The 17,897-nt window shown below is 33.9% G+C and carries 21 protein-coding genes; 9 read left to right on the top strand and 12 right to left on the bottom strand.

Going from position 1 to position 17,897, the window contains the following annotated elements; genetic code table 11:
• Positions 1-177 precede the first annotated feature (177 nt).
• Together aspA and ACK3CR_RS05075 are read right to left on the bottom strand one after the other, a co-directional pair.
• Positions 178-1,590: an aspartate ammonia-lyase gene (aspA, locus tag ACK3CR_RS05080; protein ID WP_488975004.1), complete on the bottom strand. Its 1,413-nt coding sequence runs from the start codon at positions 1,588-1,590 to the stop codon at positions 178-180.
• Positions 1,591-1,620: 30 nt separating this feature from the next.
• Positions 1,621-2,892: a cation:dicarboxylate symporter family transporter gene (locus ACK3CR_RS05075; protein WP_488975000.1), complete on the bottom strand. Its 1,272-nt coding sequence runs from the start codon at positions 2,890-2,892 to the stop codon at positions 1,621-1,623.
• A gap of 205 nt (positions 2,893-3,097) precedes the next feature.
• On the opposite strand from ACK3CR_RS05075, the gene ACK3CR_RS05070 reads away from it, so the two are divergent.
• Complete coding sequence (locus ACK3CR_RS05070; RefSeq protein ID WP_488974999.1) at positions 3,098-4,369, top strand: ATP-binding protein; 1,272 nt, start codon at positions 3,098-3,100, stop codon at positions 4,367-4,369.
• A complete protein-coding gene (locus ACK3CR_RS05065) occupies positions 4,366-5,286 on the top strand; it encodes a response regulator (RefSeq protein ID WP_488974998.1) in 921 nt (306 codons plus the stop codon). The genes ACK3CR_RS05070 and ACK3CR_RS05065 overlap by 4 nt, the downstream gene beginning before the upstream one ends.
• Positions 5,287-6,114: 828 nt before the next feature.
• Here ACK3CR_RS05065 and map read toward each other — a convergent pair.
• The 4 genes from map to ACK3CR_RS05045 form a co-directional block, all read right to left on the bottom strand.
• Positions 6,115-6,858 (bottom strand): type I methionyl aminopeptidase, encoded by a 744-nt coding sequence (gene map / locus ACK3CR_RS05060; protein ID WP_488974997.1) that lies wholly within the window; start codon positions 6,856-6,858, stop codon positions 6,115-6,117.
• A 274-nt stretch (positions 6,859-7,132) separates the two neighbouring features.
• Positions 7,133-7,480 carry a cupin domain-containing protein gene (locus tag ACK3CR_RS05055; protein WP_488974996.1) on the bottom strand — a complete coding sequence of 116 codons (348 nt, stop codon included), beginning with the start codon at positions 7,478-7,480 and terminating at the stop codon, positions 7,133-7,135.
• A gap of 104 nt (positions 7,481-7,584) precedes the next feature.
• Entirely contained in the window at positions 7,585-8,046 is a 462-nt protein-coding gene (locus ACK3CR_RS05050; protein WP_488974995.1) for a 2-thiouracil desulfurase family protein, read from the bottom strand.
• 27 nt (positions 8,047-8,073) lie between these two features.
• Positions 8,074-8,250: a hypothetical protein gene (locus ACK3CR_RS05045; protein WP_488974994.1), complete on the bottom strand. Its 177-nt coding sequence runs from the start codon at positions 8,248-8,250 to the stop codon at positions 8,074-8,076.
• Positions 8,251-8,443: 193 nt separating this feature from the next.
• On the opposite strand from ACK3CR_RS05045, the gene ACK3CR_RS05040 reads away from it, so the two are divergent.
• Complete coding sequence (locus ACK3CR_RS05040; protein WP_488974993.1) at positions 8,444-8,755, top strand: hypothetical protein; 312 nt, start codon at positions 8,444-8,446, stop codon at positions 8,753-8,755.
• 414 nt (positions 8,756-9,169) lie between these two features.
• Here ACK3CR_RS05040 and ACK3CR_RS05035 read toward each other — a convergent pair whose 3' ends face one another.
• The gene (locus ACK3CR_RS05035; RefSeq protein WP_488974992.1) at positions 9,170-9,994 is read right to left on the bottom strand and encodes an STAS domain-containing protein; all 825 of its coding nucleotides are present in this window, start codon (positions 9,992-9,994) and stop codon (positions 9,170-9,172) included.
• A 548-nt stretch (positions 9,995-10,542) separates the two neighbouring features.
• Between ACK3CR_RS05035 and ACK3CR_RS05030 the strand changes: the two genes are divergently transcribed.
• Positions 10,543-10,755: a hypothetical protein gene (locus ACK3CR_RS05030; protein WP_488974991.1), complete on the top strand. Its 213-nt coding sequence runs from the start codon at positions 10,543-10,545 to the stop codon at positions 10,753-10,755.
• Positions 10,756-11,010: 255 nt separating this feature from the next.
• Here ACK3CR_RS05030 and ACK3CR_RS05025 read toward each other — a convergent pair whose 3' ends face one another.
• The 3 genes from ACK3CR_RS05025 to ACK3CR_RS05015 form a co-directional block, all read right to left on the bottom strand.
• Positions 11,011-11,451: a DUF5412 domain-containing protein gene (locus tag ACK3CR_RS05025; RefSeq protein ID WP_488974990.1), complete on the bottom strand. Its 441-nt coding sequence runs from the start codon at positions 11,449-11,451 to the stop codon at positions 11,011-11,013.
• Positions 11,452-11,598: 147 nt separating this feature from the next.
• Complete coding sequence (locus tag ACK3CR_RS05020; protein WP_488974989.1) at positions 11,599-12,039, bottom strand: hypothetical protein; 441 nt, start codon at positions 12,037-12,039, stop codon at positions 11,599-11,601.
• A gap of 458 nt (positions 12,040-12,497) precedes the next feature.
• Positions 12,498-12,803: a hypothetical protein gene (locus tag ACK3CR_RS05015; protein WP_488974988.1), complete on the bottom strand. Its 306-nt coding sequence runs from the start codon at positions 12,801-12,803 to the stop codon at positions 12,498-12,500.
• A 253-nt stretch (positions 12,804-13,056) separates the two neighbouring features.
• Here ACK3CR_RS05015 and ACK3CR_RS05010 point away from each other — a divergent pair, with 253 nt between their 5' ends.
• From ACK3CR_RS05010 to ACK3CR_RS04990, 5 genes are all read left to right on the top strand, one after another.
• Positions 13,057-13,554: a hypothetical protein gene (locus ACK3CR_RS05010; protein WP_488974987.1), complete on the top strand. Its 498-nt coding sequence runs from the start codon at positions 13,057-13,059 to the stop codon at positions 13,552-13,554.
• A 33-nt stretch (positions 13,555-13,587) separates the two neighbouring features.
• Positions 13,588-14,331, top strand: a complete 744-nt coding sequence (locus ACK3CR_RS05005; protein ID WP_488974986.1) for a siderophore biosynthesis protein — start codon at positions 13,588-13,590, stop codon at positions 14,329-14,331.
• A gap of 230 nt (positions 14,332-14,561) precedes the next feature.
• Positions 14,562-15,104: a DUF6241 domain-containing protein gene (locus ACK3CR_RS05000; RefSeq protein WP_488974985.1), complete on the top strand. Its 543-nt coding sequence runs from the start codon at positions 14,562-14,564 to the stop codon at positions 15,102-15,104.
• Positions 15,105-15,445: 341 nt separating this feature from the next.
• Entirely contained in the window at positions 15,446-15,865 is a 420-nt protein-coding gene (locus ACK3CR_RS04995) for a hypothetical protein (RefSeq protein ID WP_488974984.1), read from the top strand.
• 57 nt (positions 15,866-15,922) lie between these two features.
• Positions 15,923-16,132 carry a hypothetical protein gene (locus ACK3CR_RS04990; protein WP_488974983.1) on the top strand — a complete coding sequence of 70 codons (210 nt, stop codon included), beginning with the start codon at positions 15,923-15,925 and terminating at the stop codon, positions 16,130-16,132.
• A gap of 558 nt (positions 16,133-16,690) precedes the next feature.
• On the opposite strand, the gene ACK3CR_RS04985 is transcribed toward ACK3CR_RS04990, so the two are convergent.
• Both ACK3CR_RS04985 and ACK3CR_RS04980 read right to left on the bottom strand, forming a co-directional pair.
• Positions 16,691-17,332: an alpha/beta hydrolase gene (locus tag ACK3CR_RS04985; RefSeq protein WP_488974982.1), complete on the bottom strand. Its 642-nt coding sequence runs from the start codon at positions 17,330-17,332 to the stop codon at positions 16,691-16,693.
• A gap of 30 nt (positions 17,333-17,362) precedes the next feature.
• Positions 17,363-17,827, bottom strand: a complete 465-nt coding sequence (locus ACK3CR_RS04980) for an NUDIX domain-containing protein (RefSeq protein WP_488974981.1) — start codon at positions 17,825-17,827, stop codon at positions 17,363-17,365.
• Positions 17,828-17,897: the final 70 nt, after the last annotated feature.

Below are 17,897 nucleotides of genomic sequence, written 5' to 3'. Positions count from 1 at the left end.
TCCGCATTTCCTCATGCAACCGACAGGCTCGTTACCAAGCATGCCGTTTCGGATGGAGATTATCTTTGCGTCTAGATGAGTAGCGTTAGCTACACTGTAAGAAAGCGACTTCTTGTCGCACCATAATGCTGATTCTAGGAAGTGAAAATCCCACTCAATTGAGTGGGATTTTTCAAGCTATAGCAAAGACTCTCCAGCAATTCCTGGTTTCGTCATTTCAAATGGATTCAAGATGATATCCAGCTCTTCTTCTGTCAAAACATCATATTGTAGGCAAAGTTCTCGGACAGATTTGCCCGTTAAAATCGCTTTCCTTGCAATTCTTGCTGCTGTTTCATAACCAAGATGCGGGTTAACAGCTGTAATAATGCCAACACTTTTCTCCACATATTCTGTCATACGATCTTCATTGGCCTGGATACCTTTTAAGCAATGGTCAGTAAATGAACAGAAACCATTGTTCATAATACTAATAGATTGAAGTAAGTTAAAGACAAGGACGGGTTCCATCACATTGAGTTCAAGTTGACCAGCTTCAGAAGCTAAACAAATCGTATTATCATTTCCGATGACTTGGAACGCAATTTGATTAATAAGCTCTGGCATAACAGGATTCACTTTCCCTGGCATAATTGATGAACCAGGCTGACGTGCCGGCAAATTAATTTCATTTAATCCTGCTCGAGGTCCAGATGCCATTAAACGAAGATCATTTGCAATTTTAGACATGTTCATCATACATACTTTAAGAGCTGCTGACACTTCTGTGTAAGCATCTGTGTTTTGTGTTGCATCTACAAGATGGTCTGCTGTCACTAAAGGTAATTCACTAATACGTGCCAAATGCTGAACAACTGATTCAATGTACTTTGGATTCGCATTTAATCCTGTCCCAACAGCTGTTGCTCCCATATTTACTTCATAAAGATGTTGACGAGACTGTTCAATTCTTTTTATATCACGCTCAAGTACACGGCTATAAGCTTCAAACTCTTGCCCAAGTCGAATCGGTACGGCATCTTGAAGATGCGTGCGTCCCATTTTAATAATAGAGTCAAACTCGACGGCCTTTTTCTTGAACTCTCCGTGCATATAGTCCATTGTTGTTAAAAGCTTCTCAATCATCTTTAAGGTTGATATATGAATAGCTGTTGGAAAAACATCATTTGTAGACTGGGACATATTCACATGAGAGTTTGGGCTTAAATAGTTGTACTCCCCTTTTTGATGACCTAAAATTTCAAGTGCTCTGTTTCCAATCACTTCGTTTGCATTCATATTCATAGACGTTCCTGCCCCACCTTGAATAGGATCAACAATGAACTGGTCGTGCCATTTACCTTCTAACACTTCATCTGCTGCTTGAACAATAGCTTTTCCAAGACCTTCATATAGACGCTTTACATCCATATTCGCTAGTGCTGCTGACTTCTTTACTATTGCTAATGCTTTAATCATTTCTTCATGGATTTTATACCCTGTAATTGGAAAGTTCTCAGATGCTCGAAGTGTTTGAATACCATAATATGCTGTACCTACTACTTCTTTAATTCCTAAAAAATCTCTTTCAAAACGTACTTCTTCTTTCATTTCTTTTTGCTTTTCCATGTTGTTCTCTCCTTATGCTACATGTGTTTTTTTTAGGGATGCTGTGTAACGTTTTGCTTTTTCTTGATCAAATCCGCCTTCCCACTTTGACATGACAATGGAGGCTAGAGCATTTCCTACTACATTTACAGAAGTACGAAGCATATCTAAAATACGATCAATACCGGCTATAAAAGCCATACCTTCTAATGGTAGTCCCATGGAGCTTAGTGTCGTTAACACGACAACAAATGAAGCCCCAGTAACACCAGCCATTCCTTTAGAAGTCAACATTAGGACTAATAAAAGGGTAATTTGCTCTCCTATAGATAAATGAATGCCATACATTTGGGCAATAAATACAGCTGCAATAGCTTGATAGATAGAAGATCCATCTAAATTAAAGGTGTATCCTGTTGGAATAACGAAAGAAGTAACAGCTTTGGGACACCCGAACTTCTCCATTTTTTCCATTAACCTAGGAAGTACAGCCTCGGAACTAGCCGTGGTAAAAGCCAGGATTAATTCATCTTTTAAAATTTTCATCATGACAAAGATATTTACACCTACTATCTTCGCAATGAATCCTAATATAATGAATACAAAAAAGAACATCGTTAAATAGATGACAAGTACCAATTTCCCTAAAGGAACAAGAGAGCCAATGCCAAACTTTGCTACATTTACTCCAATTAAAGCGAATACACCAAAAGGAGCGAATTTCATAACTAAGTTTGTAATCCAAAACATAGCCTCTAATATTCCGTCAAAAAAATTTAACACAGGCTTTCCTTTTTCTCCAACAACAGCGACTCCTATACCTAATAACACAGAGAAAAAGACAATAGCTAATAAATCACCTTCTGCTAGAGATTGAAAGATATTACTGGGAATAATATGAACAAATTGGTCAGCAATACTTACATCTTCTTTTGATTGAGCCGTCTCTTCATAAGTAGATATGTTACTTTTTTCGAGATTTCCCATATCAATACCCGTACCTGGGTGGAATAGGTTTGCTGCTAATAGCCCTATAGCAAGAGCAATGGTAGTAACAATCTCAAAGTACAGAATAGTTTTCCCACCCAATTTTCCTAATTTTTTTATATCTCCTACTCCTGCAATTGAAACAACTAGAGCAGCTATAACTATAGGTATAACAATCATTTTAATTAAATGAAGAAAGATATCTCCGATTGGCTGGAGAATAGCCATGGCTGTTTCATTACCATAAAAAAATGCTCCTACAGCAATTCCTAAAGCAAGTCCAATAAATATTTGTGTGGCTAAGCCAAACTTTTTCATTTAAATTCCTCCTTATGTTAGTTGCCTATTGTTAACGCTTTCATTATTAAGGATGTTCTTAGTTTATAATCAGTCCTACTAAAACCTACTAAAACCTACAAGAGCAAATGAGAAAATAAAAATTCTAAGCCAAAACCCTTTCCTCTTTTTTACCCTTTCGGTACAATGTGTTATGTTTTTATATAGGGCCTTGGGAGGGACAGTATTGAAAGAACGTATATGGATTTTACTATTGATGATGATTGCGGTTCCTCTTGCGGGTGAACTCAACTTTTATCCATTTGACGATACATTTAGAGTCAGTTTGGGCACACCAGTCTTTTTCTTGTTTTTGCTATGGAAGAGGGGGATGCATCCGAATATTGTAGGTATTTTAACAGGGATGAGTGTGTTTGTTTTTCGTTTTTTGCTAGCTGTTGGGATACGAGACATATCTGTTGAGGAAGCGATGTATCTTCATTTTCCTGCCTTTTTCTATTACGTCATGTACGCATTCGTATTTCATTTGATGAAATTGAACGAACGGCACGATCAACCGTTTATGATTGGGTTTTTAGGGGTAATGATCGAGCTTTTTGCAAGTGGATTGGAAATGGCGATTCGGTCTTTCTTGGCAAATCAGGACATATCCTTGCTTACCATTGAAGAACTCTTTTTCATCGCCTTTATTCGCAGCTTTTTCGTTCTTGGCTTTTTTAATATTTTCAAGTTGAGAGAAGCAAAATTTGCAGAACAAGAGCAGCGCAGGCAAAAGGAGAAAATGCTACTTTTTATTTCGAATTTGTATGAAGAATCGGTTCAACTGAAGAAAACGATGCAAAATGCGGAAGAAATCACCCGCATGTGTTACGCCCTTTATCGCCTGTTAAAATCAGGGGAGAACAACGACCATGAAGCGCAAACGGCGTTGCAGATTGCCGGTCTCGTGCATGAGATCAAAAAAGATAACCAACGGATTTATGCGGGGGTGTCGGAACTCATGTCTTCCGAGAACCTGCAGGACTATATGAATATCGAACAGCTCGGTAACATCATGTTCGTGTCCAATAAACGATATGCAGAGACCCTTCACAAAGATGTTTCATTTTTCTTGCATGTAGATGGGGACCATCCGCCCTACCATGTATATATACTATTATCCTTAATCAATAATTTGTTGGCCAATGCCGTGGAAGCTATTAAAGAAGAAGGATACATATCGCTGCGAGTGAAAAGGAAAGATCAATTCGTGGAGTTTTGCGTTAGTGACAATGGCCCCGGCATTGCACCGAAGCTAAAGGAAGTCATTTTTACAGAAGGATTTACAACAAAATTCGATTCGTTGGGAAATCCTTCGACGGGTATCGGTTTATCGTATGTGAAACAAACTGTTGAAAAATGGGGAGGACATATCAGGCTTATGGATAACTATAAAGAAACCGTATTCATCGTAGAACTTCCGATAAATGCGATGATAGAGAAAGGGTTAACGAGATGAATTATTTTATTGTTGATGACGATCCTGCCATTCGAGCAATGCTGACAGATATGATTGAAGACGAAGATTTAGGAAATGTGGTGGGAGAAGTGGAGGACGGATCATTAGTGGATAATGGCTTGTTATCTTTAAAAAAAGTAGACGCTGTCTTAATTGATTTGCTCATGCCAATAAGGGATGGAATTGAAACGATCCGGACTCTTGCTGGTGAATTTCAAGGAAAATTTGTGATGATTTCACAAATGGAAGCGAAGGAACTGATTGGAGAAGCGTATAGTTTAGGGGTGGAATACTACATTACAAAACCACTGAACCATCTTGAAATTACAGGTATATTAAAAAAGGTGAACAAACAGATACTGTTGGAACAGTCGATCCAGGGCATTCAAGCGTCATTGAACTTATTTACGGGACACCCGCAGTCTCCGTTCATGTTCTCCCCTCATACAAAAAATATTAGGGAAGCCGGACGTTCCTTAATTTCTGATTTAGGCATAATTGGGGAAAGAGGAAACGAAGATTTACTAAAAATTTTAGAATTCCTACAAAATGAAAAGCAAAGACTCGGTTCTGCCTATATGTTTCCACCTTTAAAGAAAATTTTTGCAGGCATCGCTACCGAAAAGCTGGGAGAGAAAGCGAAAGAGGCCGAAATCCAGAAAGAAATGAAAGCTTCTGAGCAGCGTGTCCGCCGCGCTCTTCACCAGGCGCTCATCCATATCGCTTCATTAGGATTGACAGATTATACGAATCCCAAATTCGAAGCCTATTCTTCAACTTTTTTTAATTTCTCGGAAGTCCGCAAGAAAATGCTGGAGCTAGAAGACAAAAGCAAAAAAACAAGCAACCAGAGCCGCATTAACATGAAAAAGTTCATCCAAACGATGTTTATGGAAGCGAGACAGTTGGTGGAATAATAAACTATATAAAGCGAACCTTCAATCAGTGGGGAGGAGTGTTCATTCGTTTCTGGTTCAAAAACAGGTTTCAGAAAGTAAAAAAGCGTAAACCTCTACAAATTATAGTAAGCTGCTTACTTAGAGCTCTATATTTATTAAAAGTTATTAGTCAAAGTACATCAAAACATCTCCAAAACCAAACAAAGTAGGAACGGCTTATAACAATTATCTAAAAGAAAAAGATAGGATTTAATTTTTATTTTCTTTCTTTACTTAACATAAAATAGATTATAGGTAGCAACCTTTTCTATGGATTTTTTCATACAAAAATAGCGCCCCATTAATTGGGCGCTATTCTTATGTAAAAAGTATAGGGGTTTCAATATTGATAGTAATTAATCTGTATTTAAATAATGAGATAAAGTAACTTTATTCAAATAAAAAAGGACATTTCTTATATGCCCTGCTTCCCTGTATCAGCCCCACCTACGCTAAATACTGCGACAGCCACTCATGCTATCCCGCCTATCCTCAGTATAAATGAAAGCGATTACAAAGTAAAGAGGATATTTAATGTTATGTTCTTCAGATGCATATCCTATTCATTCCTAATTAACTTAAAATATGTTATCGATATCTATCTTTATTGTAGCTTTAAAATAAAGTTTAATCAAAAATACCCCGCAGAACCTCATTTTTGAGCAAATAGAAAGAATCCGTTCTGAAAAGAGATTGATCAAAATGGATTCTTCTCTTGTGAATTAGTATACATTTTTTATAAAAAAGTTTGATCATTTTATAGCTGCGACCTTTAACAATCGCGCCCATATTGTGGTGTTAGTGCTCTTACAATGTAGTAATAATCGGTCCTTCCTTCGTAAGAATAATCGTATGTTCGTATTGAGCCACAAAGCTTTCATTGGTTAGGAAGGTCCATCCATCTTCAGATTGGAAAACTTCCTCTTCAAATGTAGAGATCATAGGCTCAAAGGCAATGACCATACCATCTTTTAAAATTTCGTCATCCTCGCGAGAGTAGTAATTGAAAATATGTTTTGGTTCTTCATGTATCGAACGCCCAACACCGTGTCCAGTCAGATTTTTTATGACGGTTAAGCCATGCTGTTTGGCTACATTGTGTGCAGCTTTTCCGAGCGCGCTTTTTTTCGAACCTGGTTTTGCCTTCCTAAGTCCAGCGTCGAATGCTTCTTTAGCAACGTCACATATTTTCTGTAAAATGATCTCCCCCTTCCCCACTACAAAGGAAATTCCGGTATCTGCGAAATACCCATTTTTTGAACCTGAAACATCAATATTTACAATGTCCCCTTCTTGAATGGTCCGTTTATTCTTCGGAATCCCGTGCGCTACTTCCTCATTTATGCTAATGCACGTATATCCAGGAAAATTGTATTCTCCTTTTGGGGCAGATTGAGCCCCTGCCTTTTCAAACATCTCTCTCGCAATTTCATCGAGTTCTTTTGTGGTAATTCCAGGTTTCGTACAATGAACTAATTCATCTCGAATCGCTCCACAAATTTCACCAATTTCTTTTAATCCATTAAAATCCTCTTTAGTCTTTGCAACCATTGTATATCCTCCCTTTTTAAAGTATTTTATGATTAGTATTCCATTTAGTTTCTAGCATAAACGGAACGGATTCTCTCCAACAATCTGGCCTGTTAATGGAATATCGTTGTGTTATTTTCACTATAAAATCGCCCTTTGGATAATGTATATCCAAAAGGGTAAAACGGTGCAACTTTTTTATAAACGGTTAAACTTTATTTCAACTACACATTTATATAGGTAAAAGGCATATAATAAATAGCTTAAATGCCTTTTGCAATCCTCATGTTATTTTTTACTTATCAATAATAATAGTATCAGCGTTTTTATCCTCAAAACAGAGATTTACCGTTCTCTGTTTAGCTCTGGTCCGATGAACAGTCCCAGCTGGAATAAGTACTGTATCATTTGGTTTTAAAACAATGGTATCCTTATCTTCGAAATCAATGAACAACTCGCCTTCTAAAACTATAAATAGTTCATCTGAATTAGAATGGTAATGCCATTTGTATTCACCTGAAAAAACGGCAATACGGAGACAGTGATTGTTGATATCAGACACGGCAAAATTCACATGTTGATCCTTAATGTCCTTTGTAATTTCTCGAAGATTAATCTTTTCTAAATCTACTTTCTCTACCATTTCAACACCTCTTTGAGAGTTTAATTTTCTCCTTTTATTTTACTACCTCTACCATGTGGTATATCATATACGAACTTAGTTTATATAAAAGAATTTCTCGGAAATTAGGATAAGCTAGTATTTAAAAACTGTTTTTCAGACATCACTTTAATCCCAGATCTTTTAAATAAAGCAGCTGTAACTCCTTCACCAGCTATCTTTGTATTCGAAAATTCTCCACTATAAATCATAGTACTACCACAGGATGGACTACTTTCCTTTAATACAACATACTCAGCATTAACCTCTTGGATAATATTTAATGCTTTATAGGCTCCTTTTATATACAATTCTGTTACATCATTTCCCGACTTCTCTATTACTCTAGCTTTTCCATCTAATACATCCTCCCCAGTACCCCCTACGATTTCTGCGGATTCACGTGGAGTTGAAAAGCCTCCTAAAAGTTCAGGACATATTAATAATGCTTGGTTTTGGTCAACTAATTTCTTAATTTTTTCCACTGAACTATGTGTTCCATTGTATCTACATTCTATACCGGCTAAACATGAACTTACTGCAATCAAAAAGACATCCCCTAACCAAATACCTTTTTATACCAGTTTAACATAATCATTCTTAAAAAAGTCATGTATATCATATTCACTTCTTGTTAACATAATAGATGTTACAGGTAGTAAAAAAGCACAAACTTGTTGGTAGTCAACAAGTTTGTGCTTTTTCTTTTCCGTTGCAGAGCCGTTTACTGTCATATTTACATCAAATTCCATATAGGTTCTATGTCTTTATCAAACATTTTTTGCATCGGAATCCCTAATGGAGTGTTTATTAAAATTATATATTAACTAATTGACACATGAAACCGGTTGACATATAATGATTTTGAAAGTGTTTTCATTAATTGTTCTTTTACATGTGAAGTTCCTACTCTTATAAATTAGATACTATCAGGAGATGCCTAGTATGAAAGACCATATGCTTGAATTCTTTCCCTTTTCTTATTTCAAGATAAATAGCAAAGGTTCAATTTTAGTTAGCTCTAAACAAGCCCATACCCTATTTAACATCCCGTTAGATCTATTAAACATTGTTCACATAGATGATCAACCAAAGGCTATAGAATTTCTAACATCATTTACTCATAACGAACCCTTAACAATAAGTTTACGTTTGCAAATGGTCAGTGGTTCATTTACTAATTTTACGTGCACAATTAATTGGGAACAAAGTATAGGGCATTTAGTTTGTATAGAAAAAAAAACTCTTGTCCATTAATTTATTGACCTAAATACAAAAAATAAAGAACTGCAATTATCCATTACTATTCCTTATGAACACCTCTATATCAGTGATAGAACCTATTTTATGGGGATTCCTAACCATACCGCCTTTTTTGAAAGGAGAAGTCCTCCCTTTTATATAACATGATACTTTGTATATCTTTTGAAGATAAACAGATATTATTTCGCCTTTTGAGCAAACTACTCGAGATAAGTAAATTATCGTTCTTAAAAGCTGATGTGTAATGAAAAAAACCTACTGTTTAAAACTCAGTAGGTTTTTCTATTTTTAGACTATACCTGACATCCAATTTTATTTGAAATAAAGCATTATATGTTGTTTTTTAATGTCACAATTTTTTAACAATATTATAACTCTTATTTTAAATTCACAGTAAATGATTCAATGTTACAGTAAGTATTCCTTTAAAGATTGCTGTAGTGTTCCTTTTGTGATGGCCTTTTGATTGAAATTAATGCCAAGGTGAATCATCTCTCTCACCAGTTCTGGTCTCAACCCGGTAATAACCGTTTCACATCCCATCATACTAATCCCCTCTAGTACTTTATGGAAATGATCGATAACAACCTCATCCATATCGGTAATACCTGATAAATCCATAATTAATGTCTGAATACGGGTCCTTGCAATATCCATTAGTACCTTTTCTTCAATGATATCCATTCGATACGAATCAATATTTCCTATTAAAGGAAGAATTGCAACCGTAGGACTAATGGGGATAATCGGTACAGATAGATGTTCTACGTCTTTTCTTTGTCTATAGATTAATTGGTCTTTAAAATCCGAATAGCTTAGGAAAAAGGTATTGAGAAACTGATCAATGTTATTATTAATTTGTTTCTCTAACTCAAAAAAATCTTCCCTAATACTAGGTAAGTTGAATTCAGATTGGTATTCATAAATGGTTTTCCATAATGATCTTCTTATCGCCTGAACCCATTCCAGCTTAAAAGCTAAAGTAAGAGAATGCTGAGCCCAGGCAACACCTTCCTGTTTAGCAAACTCAACGATATCTTGGTGGTTGTTTTCCAAGATATAAACCACTAATTTTTCAGCATTCTTTAAGAGATCAATATTACCTTGCCTTAGAATATCGTGAATAACCTCTGCCACATTTACGGCTTCTGATAACAACTTCTGTTGAAAAACTTCTCTTTTATCTTCAACATAGTGAATCATATCTTGAATCTCATGTCTGCCATTCTCCATTTAACATACTCCTTTCAGAATAAATCATCCAACTTATGAACTATAATAAAGGACCTTATTTTTATAATATAATTAAGGTAGATTATATGACAACTATTTTAAGGGCGTTAGAATAACCTACCATAATTCTCTAATTTGGTATTATAACTCGAGTATATAAAATACTGCTAATTTTAATATGCTCCTATTGGAGAAAGGGGTCTAACAAACAAGATTTTTAACCAAACATCATTACAAATTATCCTTACTTTAAATAATCGAACTCTATTTTAGATGTACAATCTTACAGATTTACCACAAAATCATTATATTAATAACATATTTTCCCTGTACGAAAGGTTTTTACTGCATATAAGTAAAGATCGCTTTTTAACACATTAAATTTAATATTAATTAGTTTACAAAATGTTAATTATAAGAAATAAATATGACAGATCTACCTTAAAGGTATTTTTTTATAATCTAATATGATAGTGTGAGGGTAAATTACATTATTTGGTTCCTTCGCACCTAAGGTTTCTTTATAATGAGAAAGGATGTATGTATGAATGAGCATAACCGAGATCAAAAAAATGCTTCATAATCTGATTGAATATGAAGACTGCACGATTATACATACTATCCCTGATTTAATCGAATTATGTTATTGCAAAGAATCTAGCGCTTTTCAGGTTACTACTTTTGCTGACGGGAATGTTTTCTCCTATTATGATGTAGAGACTGCTTCTAATGCATTATATAGAGCTCTAAATCCTGACTAAAAAAAAGACCTTTAAGGGGGTCTTCTTTTTAGTATATAGTAGGTGAACTTAGTTTATATAAGATGTATTATAGGCAGTTTTTTGCTTATATGAATAATACAGAGTAATTAGAGCAAACTATCAAGGTGTGTAATATATCGCTCTTAAAAGTTGATGTACATTAGAAAAAACTACTGACTCCAAGCAGTAGTTTTTTCTGTTTTCACGTTGTATAAGATACTTATATTTAGTTCACATAATGTTGATTAGGGGAAGTTACTCGATTACTTTTGGCGGATATTGGTTAGATAATTGTCTTGGTAACTCTCTTTCCCATTCATCATCATCGCGCCAATCGTAAGTTTCCCCCTTGTTAACATTTAAAGTTTGATTTCCGATCTTAATGGTATCATTATCTATCCAGACTATATACGGATCTGCATCAGGGTAATTCCAATATATATTTCTTTTTCTGTTTGTTTGAACATTAATTAATTCTCCCCTAGCCGCATCCAAACTTAATGAACCACCATAATGAAAATAAGTTTTTACAACATATTCGCCATTAGGGGACTCTACTTTTCGGATTAATTCCCCTTTGGGAACGCCCTGTAGACTAAAAAATTTATAATATATACAGCCTGTTAAACTACTCATCAGGATAAGGAATATAATCCCTACCTTTATTAACCTATTTTTCAAAATAAACCCTCCCATATTAATACATTTTAATATAAAAAGGTTATGCACGGGGTATACAATTCTGGTTTACCTAAAATATGTTAGAGGAAGTGAAAAAGTACAAATCCATTGGTTTCCAACAGATTTGTACTTTTTCTCTAGGTATACTCTTGCATACTTATTTTAGTCGTGCACTTGCATACTAAGGAAATAAATGCCCTTATTCGTTTTGAATATATATTCTTCATCACTACATGCATAATAATTTTCTGTATATAAGTTAACTAAATATACCTCTTCTATTTCCTGTCCAAATTGCTTTAATAACTGTTCTATTATATATTCTTTCGTTGTCAACCCATTTAAATCATATTCATGGGGTATGGTTCCAAACCAATATCTTTCACTATCAGGATATGAGCAATTAAGGAAATCTTTTCTCCATTCTTTCAACGGTATGAGTTCTATTGTGTCATTTTCAGTGATACATATAGCCTTTTTAACAAGTTTTTCCATATCCTCCTGTATATCTTCTGATAAAAGAATAAGACCATAATCATTACTTACGTACTGGTCTGAATTAACTTTAGCAAAATCACTTAAAACCTTATTTATAAATTCCATATTCAAATCTCCCTGAATTCAACTAGCTATTTATCAGCTATATGCTAACACATATGGCTGATAAATAGTTAAAATTGGATTATTCCAAGAGGAAAAACTAAAGTTTAGATGATTCTTATTGACCTTCAAATAGATATGATTAAATATAATCTAGCAACCAATGATTAATGTTAGAATTAAAAATTTTAGTTAATATAATCGTTATGATAAGAAATGAAAAAGCCCCTAGAAATAAAAAGTCTAGGGGCTTCAAAATATAGAAGCAATATTTACAGCTAGAGTAAGAAGTAAAACAGAAATACATATTATGATTTGTTGAGATTTGGATTTCTTATTAAACCATCCCCATCTCTTTTTGTCCTGGTCAAACATAAAATAATCGAGAAGGGTAAAAAGGATAATACCTACTGTAATAAGAAAGAGTTCGATTGCCTTTTCCTCCTTTTTCATTTTTCTAGTTAAACCTCTTTTTGCAATTGATCATTTATCATGAGAGCAAATATAGCAAGGAAATCCAAAATAATTAGTAGTCCGTAATAAAGACCAAGTCCTTCAAAAAATAAAGATAAGATGGAAAATAAGATGGATTCAAAACCAAACAACATAATAATAAGGCCAAATCCTTTAGCCAATTGTTTCTCATTATAAGGATTAAACATCTTTCCATAACCAGCAATGAACTTAGTTCTTCCTTTCCTCCATACAAACCCACCAATCCAAACAATTAAACAACTTAGGATGCAAATGAACAGAACTTTTAACATAAAAGATTACACTCCCTATTGAAAACGACCTCTCTCGTATGGATTATTTTACCACATATAGATTTTGAATATCATATACAAAGCTAGTTAAGATAAAACATGTTATAAGAAAAAAAGCTTTTGTATCCAAAGATGTTATTTAGTAACGTGGGGTTAAGTGAATAGATTGATGTTCAACTTGTATAAAGCTAGAATAAAAGAGTTAGACGTCTAACATACATATACAATGTAATCGATATAGGGAGTGGAGAATTTGTTTACTATAGAAAATCATATTGCTTCATTAAAGGAAGGGCTTCAAAGACATTCTGATGCCTTAATTCATCGTATCAAGGAAACTCTTACATTCAATTATTACGAAAAAATCGACTTATTAGACTTTACAGCATTTGTTCAATCATTTGAAATGAATATTGTCATGTTTTCTATGGATAGAGATGCAAATGAGGTATTTTATGAAGGAAATGACCGTAGTATCTTTGCAGGTAGTTACACTTTACTTGAGGATATTGAATATTATCATATACCTGATGACAAAGAAGATGAATTTTGGACGTTCTATGAAGAGGCTGACTATGCCATATCAGAGGCTGAAACAAAAGTGATTGGAGAGTGGTTTGCGGATTGTTGGAATAAAGCTAATGGCAAAAGTGTTCCACTACCTGCTTATTTTAGTTTCCATGATTATGATCCTTGCTTTGATTTGTGTGAAAACAAGTGGACTACGGATGGGGATAAATGGAACTATTAAATTCACAAAGACTCACAAAAGAGGAGAAAAAAGATGAACATTCCTAAACAATTTATTAAACCATTTCCTTCTTATGAAGAAGTATTTATTGATAATTTGGAGCAGCATAAAAAACACTTTTTACCCATTTGTTCCATCAACTTGAAATGTATAGATCCAGAGTGGGATGAGTGGCTACATATTGTGTCAGCAAAGGAAATTCATGAAGGGTGTGTCGGTGATTGCACCCCATCATTCCATACGAGGTTTACGAAAGAGGATACGTTAGGCTTTAATGTTATTGAAGGAAAGTACAAATTTGAGGCAGACTGGAATTATTTTGAGATAGAGCAGGACCCTTCTGAAACTTTGGAGGAAGCCTATGCACGTAATGAAAAGGACTACGAAATCCGCAAAGAATTTTTCAAGCGTAACGGGAAGATCTATCCCTATTCTCGCTACACAAAGGAAGTTACATCTATAGAAGAATTAGAGCAAGAGTTCGCTGAAAAGCAGACAAGTGGATGGGGGTTAGATTATCCTAAGGTAAATGGAGTTCTAGATGATTTACGTTTTATGACTGAAGAAGGACAAGAATTATTGGAGGATTGCGATAACGAAGACGAAATTTTCGACTACACAAATTTATTGCATGTACCAAAAGATGAAAAAGGTCATCCATTTACGTATATTGGATTTGTTACAGGTTACTACTTTCAAGCTTATGGTGCGGATCGTATATACTTATTTTTTAATAAAGAACTAAGAAAAGCAGTCATTTGTTTCGAATATACATAAAACCTAAATATCGATACTAGAAACGCGCAAAACCGTTAAATGACAACGAATTTGCGCGTTTTCTTTTTTTAAGTATACTTTTACGGACATTTCCTTTTAATGTGAAATATATAGATGAGAATAAACGAAAATTCTAATATAACTTGTAGTTTATTACCAATTTAGGAACATATGTGATATCATGGTGAAATTGTTTAATACTTAAAGTTTTATTTATAAAGGAGAAAAAGATGAAGAAATTTTTAAAAGTTATGTCCCTCACTTTATTAGCACTTATTGTAGTCGGATTTGTTGTTCTTAAATTGATGGACAACACTAATGAGCAAGAAGTACAGACTGAAGATTCAAATTCTGTTGAGACGACTAAACAGGAGAATCCAGAAAAATCTCAAGTTGCAGACGAAAATACTAATAAAAAAACTCATGAACAAGATAAAGCATTTGAAGTTCCTGAAAATCCTACAGGAAAAGACATTGAGAGCATTATGCATAAGATGACGCATCAGAAAGTAAGAGCTGAAAGAAAAACAGGAGCTGTAAGAATGACTCCAGAAGCAATAGACGAGGTTATTGAGTTAATTAACGATGTTCAACCATCTAATAGTCAAGAACTTTTAAAAATGGCTAACCATTGGAAGAATGGTAATTACGAACACATTGTTGAGGAACATAATTACTTTTGGAGTCGTGAAGGTGGAAATATCGGAAAAGCTTATGGACGTGCGAGTCTGATGGAAGAGAATGAATTTATTCGTCAAAATTTTTTAAGGTAGGAAAGACTGAATAAACAAGTTAAAAAGAGTGTTATACATGTGTTTATAATATCTTTCTTATAGTGTTTTAACTCCTATTAGAAATATAAAAACGGAAGGCAAAATTATGAGTAAATATTTTATGTTAGTATCTCTAATTCTATCGTTACTATCAATCTTTCTTTTAACAACTAATGATGGGATAGTAGGTATTGTGGGGTCATTATACTTTTATTTTTAGTTGTTATGGGGCTACTTATGGGTGGATTAGTTGACATGGAAGATCATAGACTTCCATAAGCAGTGGAATATAGGGAGTTTGAGTAAAGAAACGGAGACCAATTGAGGTGTTTAATTATAATATGGTTAAGTTTATGGAAGGTAAAAAAAACTATAAGAGTTCTAAGGCAAAGATTACTCTAGGGGTATTTAGTATTTTATTAATAAGTATAGTTTATGTGATTTACTGGTTATTCTTTGATGCTACCCCTTTTTTAGAAAACAAGTCACCTAATAAGATACATAAGATAGAGATTGTAGAAAAGGGACATAATCTTTTAACCTCAACTCAAATAGATATTCGTTTTAAAATTCATGATAAAACCCAATATGAAAGAGAAATGGATATCGACAACTTTTTGGAAGACCATACAACTTCGCAATATCACATTAAATGGTTGAATGATGATGAGGTACAAATAACTATGGAATATGAGAATCAAACAAAAACATTAGAATATAACTTTGATACTCGAAGACTCAGTCTAAGTGAGAATGTATAGGGGAAGTTAACATGACCTATATTAATTAAAAGAAGTAAATGAAAGAAGGTTCTATAAATGAAATGGATAGCTCCCATTCTTGTTATTATCATCAATATTGCCCTTTTTCCCATAGCTCTTCTTATAGGAGCTTTTGGTGGTAATATGCTGGGTTTTTGTTTAGGAATGGCCTTTATTTTAGGTCCTCCCAATTTGATCTTTCTTATTATATATTTGGGAATTAAACGGGCAGATAAAGAAAATAGATCTGTACCTAATAATGAATAAAAATAAACTTCACACGTATGATGAACAGGAAAGGCAGCTAAATAATATATTTAGCTGCTTCGTTATCTTTTACTAATAATTTAGTTAACATAACCTATATTATAGGACTCAAATTTTGCATTTAATGGAGTATGCTCTGCAACACAGAAGATAATTGCAAAATTTGAGCCTATATTTGTGTGTTTTTATTACAGCAACTATTATAGGCTTGCGGGAGTATTCCCTACATTTACCATAAATCTCCTTGTCGATGATTTATTTTCCCTTCAATTAAACGGATCTTTTTTTCTCCCGTTTTTATTCTTTTTAAAAAATGGAAAACGTCCCCACACCTACCACAACTGCCCTTGTCCTACCTTTAACAAAGAGTAAGATATATAAACATACGTGTATATTAATCTACAAAACTGTCCATACTGCTAATGTATTCCCCATATATAAAACCCCTTTGCTAGTGCTGAGCAAAGGGGTTCCTTTTATTACAGAAAATTTACCAATGAGTAGTTAGCATAATATTAATCATCGATACAAAAAACCAGGCTTGTCTAATAAGTTCTGTCAACCTAAGAATTCTTCTACTTTTTCTGTCACCTGATCTAGAATTCCAATAGACATTGAGGTGCTCATAGGATCTGCGTCTAAGGAATGATTAGCATGTGGTAAAACTTCAATCTCTATATTGGATTTATCTTTAATTTTCTCTATTGCCCCTGGGATGTAGTGAACGTCTTTCTCACCTATAATGATTAAAGTTTGGTGATGTCCCATAAGCAAGGATTCAACAATACAATCGAAATCTAATAATGGAGTAAGTAAAATTAATGGAGAGTCTTTGTACATGCTTGTTTTCATAAATTTATCAATAAGAGGAATTGTACCTAACGACTTACCTAAGAACATTGTTTCCGTATAATAATTATTTTTCCTCACGTCCTCAATAACTGGAATGATCTCCTTAACCATAATATTTGTTATTTCTTCTACTGAAAGGTTAAGTATATCTTTCTCATAAGAATAGTGTATATGAACAACATCGCGTTTGCTTTGAAGCATGGTCATGGTTGAATAATAAAATAGAGGTTTTTCATACGTATAACCCGATCCAGAGAGCATAAAGCAAACCGCAGCACCCCCATTTTGGATATGAGTATAAGAGACTTCCTTTTTATCAATCGTTATTATTTTATGTTCTACTCTCATAACATCTACCCCATCTATTTCAAATTATATTCAATTAATATCCCCTAAATAAATAGGTGACTTCTCATCAAGCAAATACTTTATTATGTATTTACTTAATTCCTTAGGATATATTCTATATTGGAGTAAATCTCTAACACAGATCCACTCTATACCTACTTGATGGCTATCAGGATTAGTCGGTTTTTTATGATTATTTACTCCATCCATTAGGTGACAAATAAAATAGTACTCCACTTGATGAATGTTAAAGTCGAATGAAGCATGTTCATGGTTTTTTCCTATATATTCGCGAATATGAAGAAGTGCCCCAATTTCTACTTTTTGTCCAACTTCTTCTATACACTCTCTTATTAATGCATCATGAAGGGTTTCACGATATTCTTGTCCTCCACCAGGATAAAGGTAAAAGTATCCTTCATTGTCCTGGTTTTTTGTTAATAAAATCTTATCTTCATTAATTATAATAGCTTTTGCTGAGTTTCTAATATACACTTATGTCCCCCCTTTTCATCCCCTAATTTTACCATATAGTATCGTCATCTATATCTTTAATTAAATAAGG

This window comes from Priestia sp. TRM10, assembly GCF_057808375.1.
This window is presented reverse-complemented; position numbering and strand designations above follow the sequence as displayed.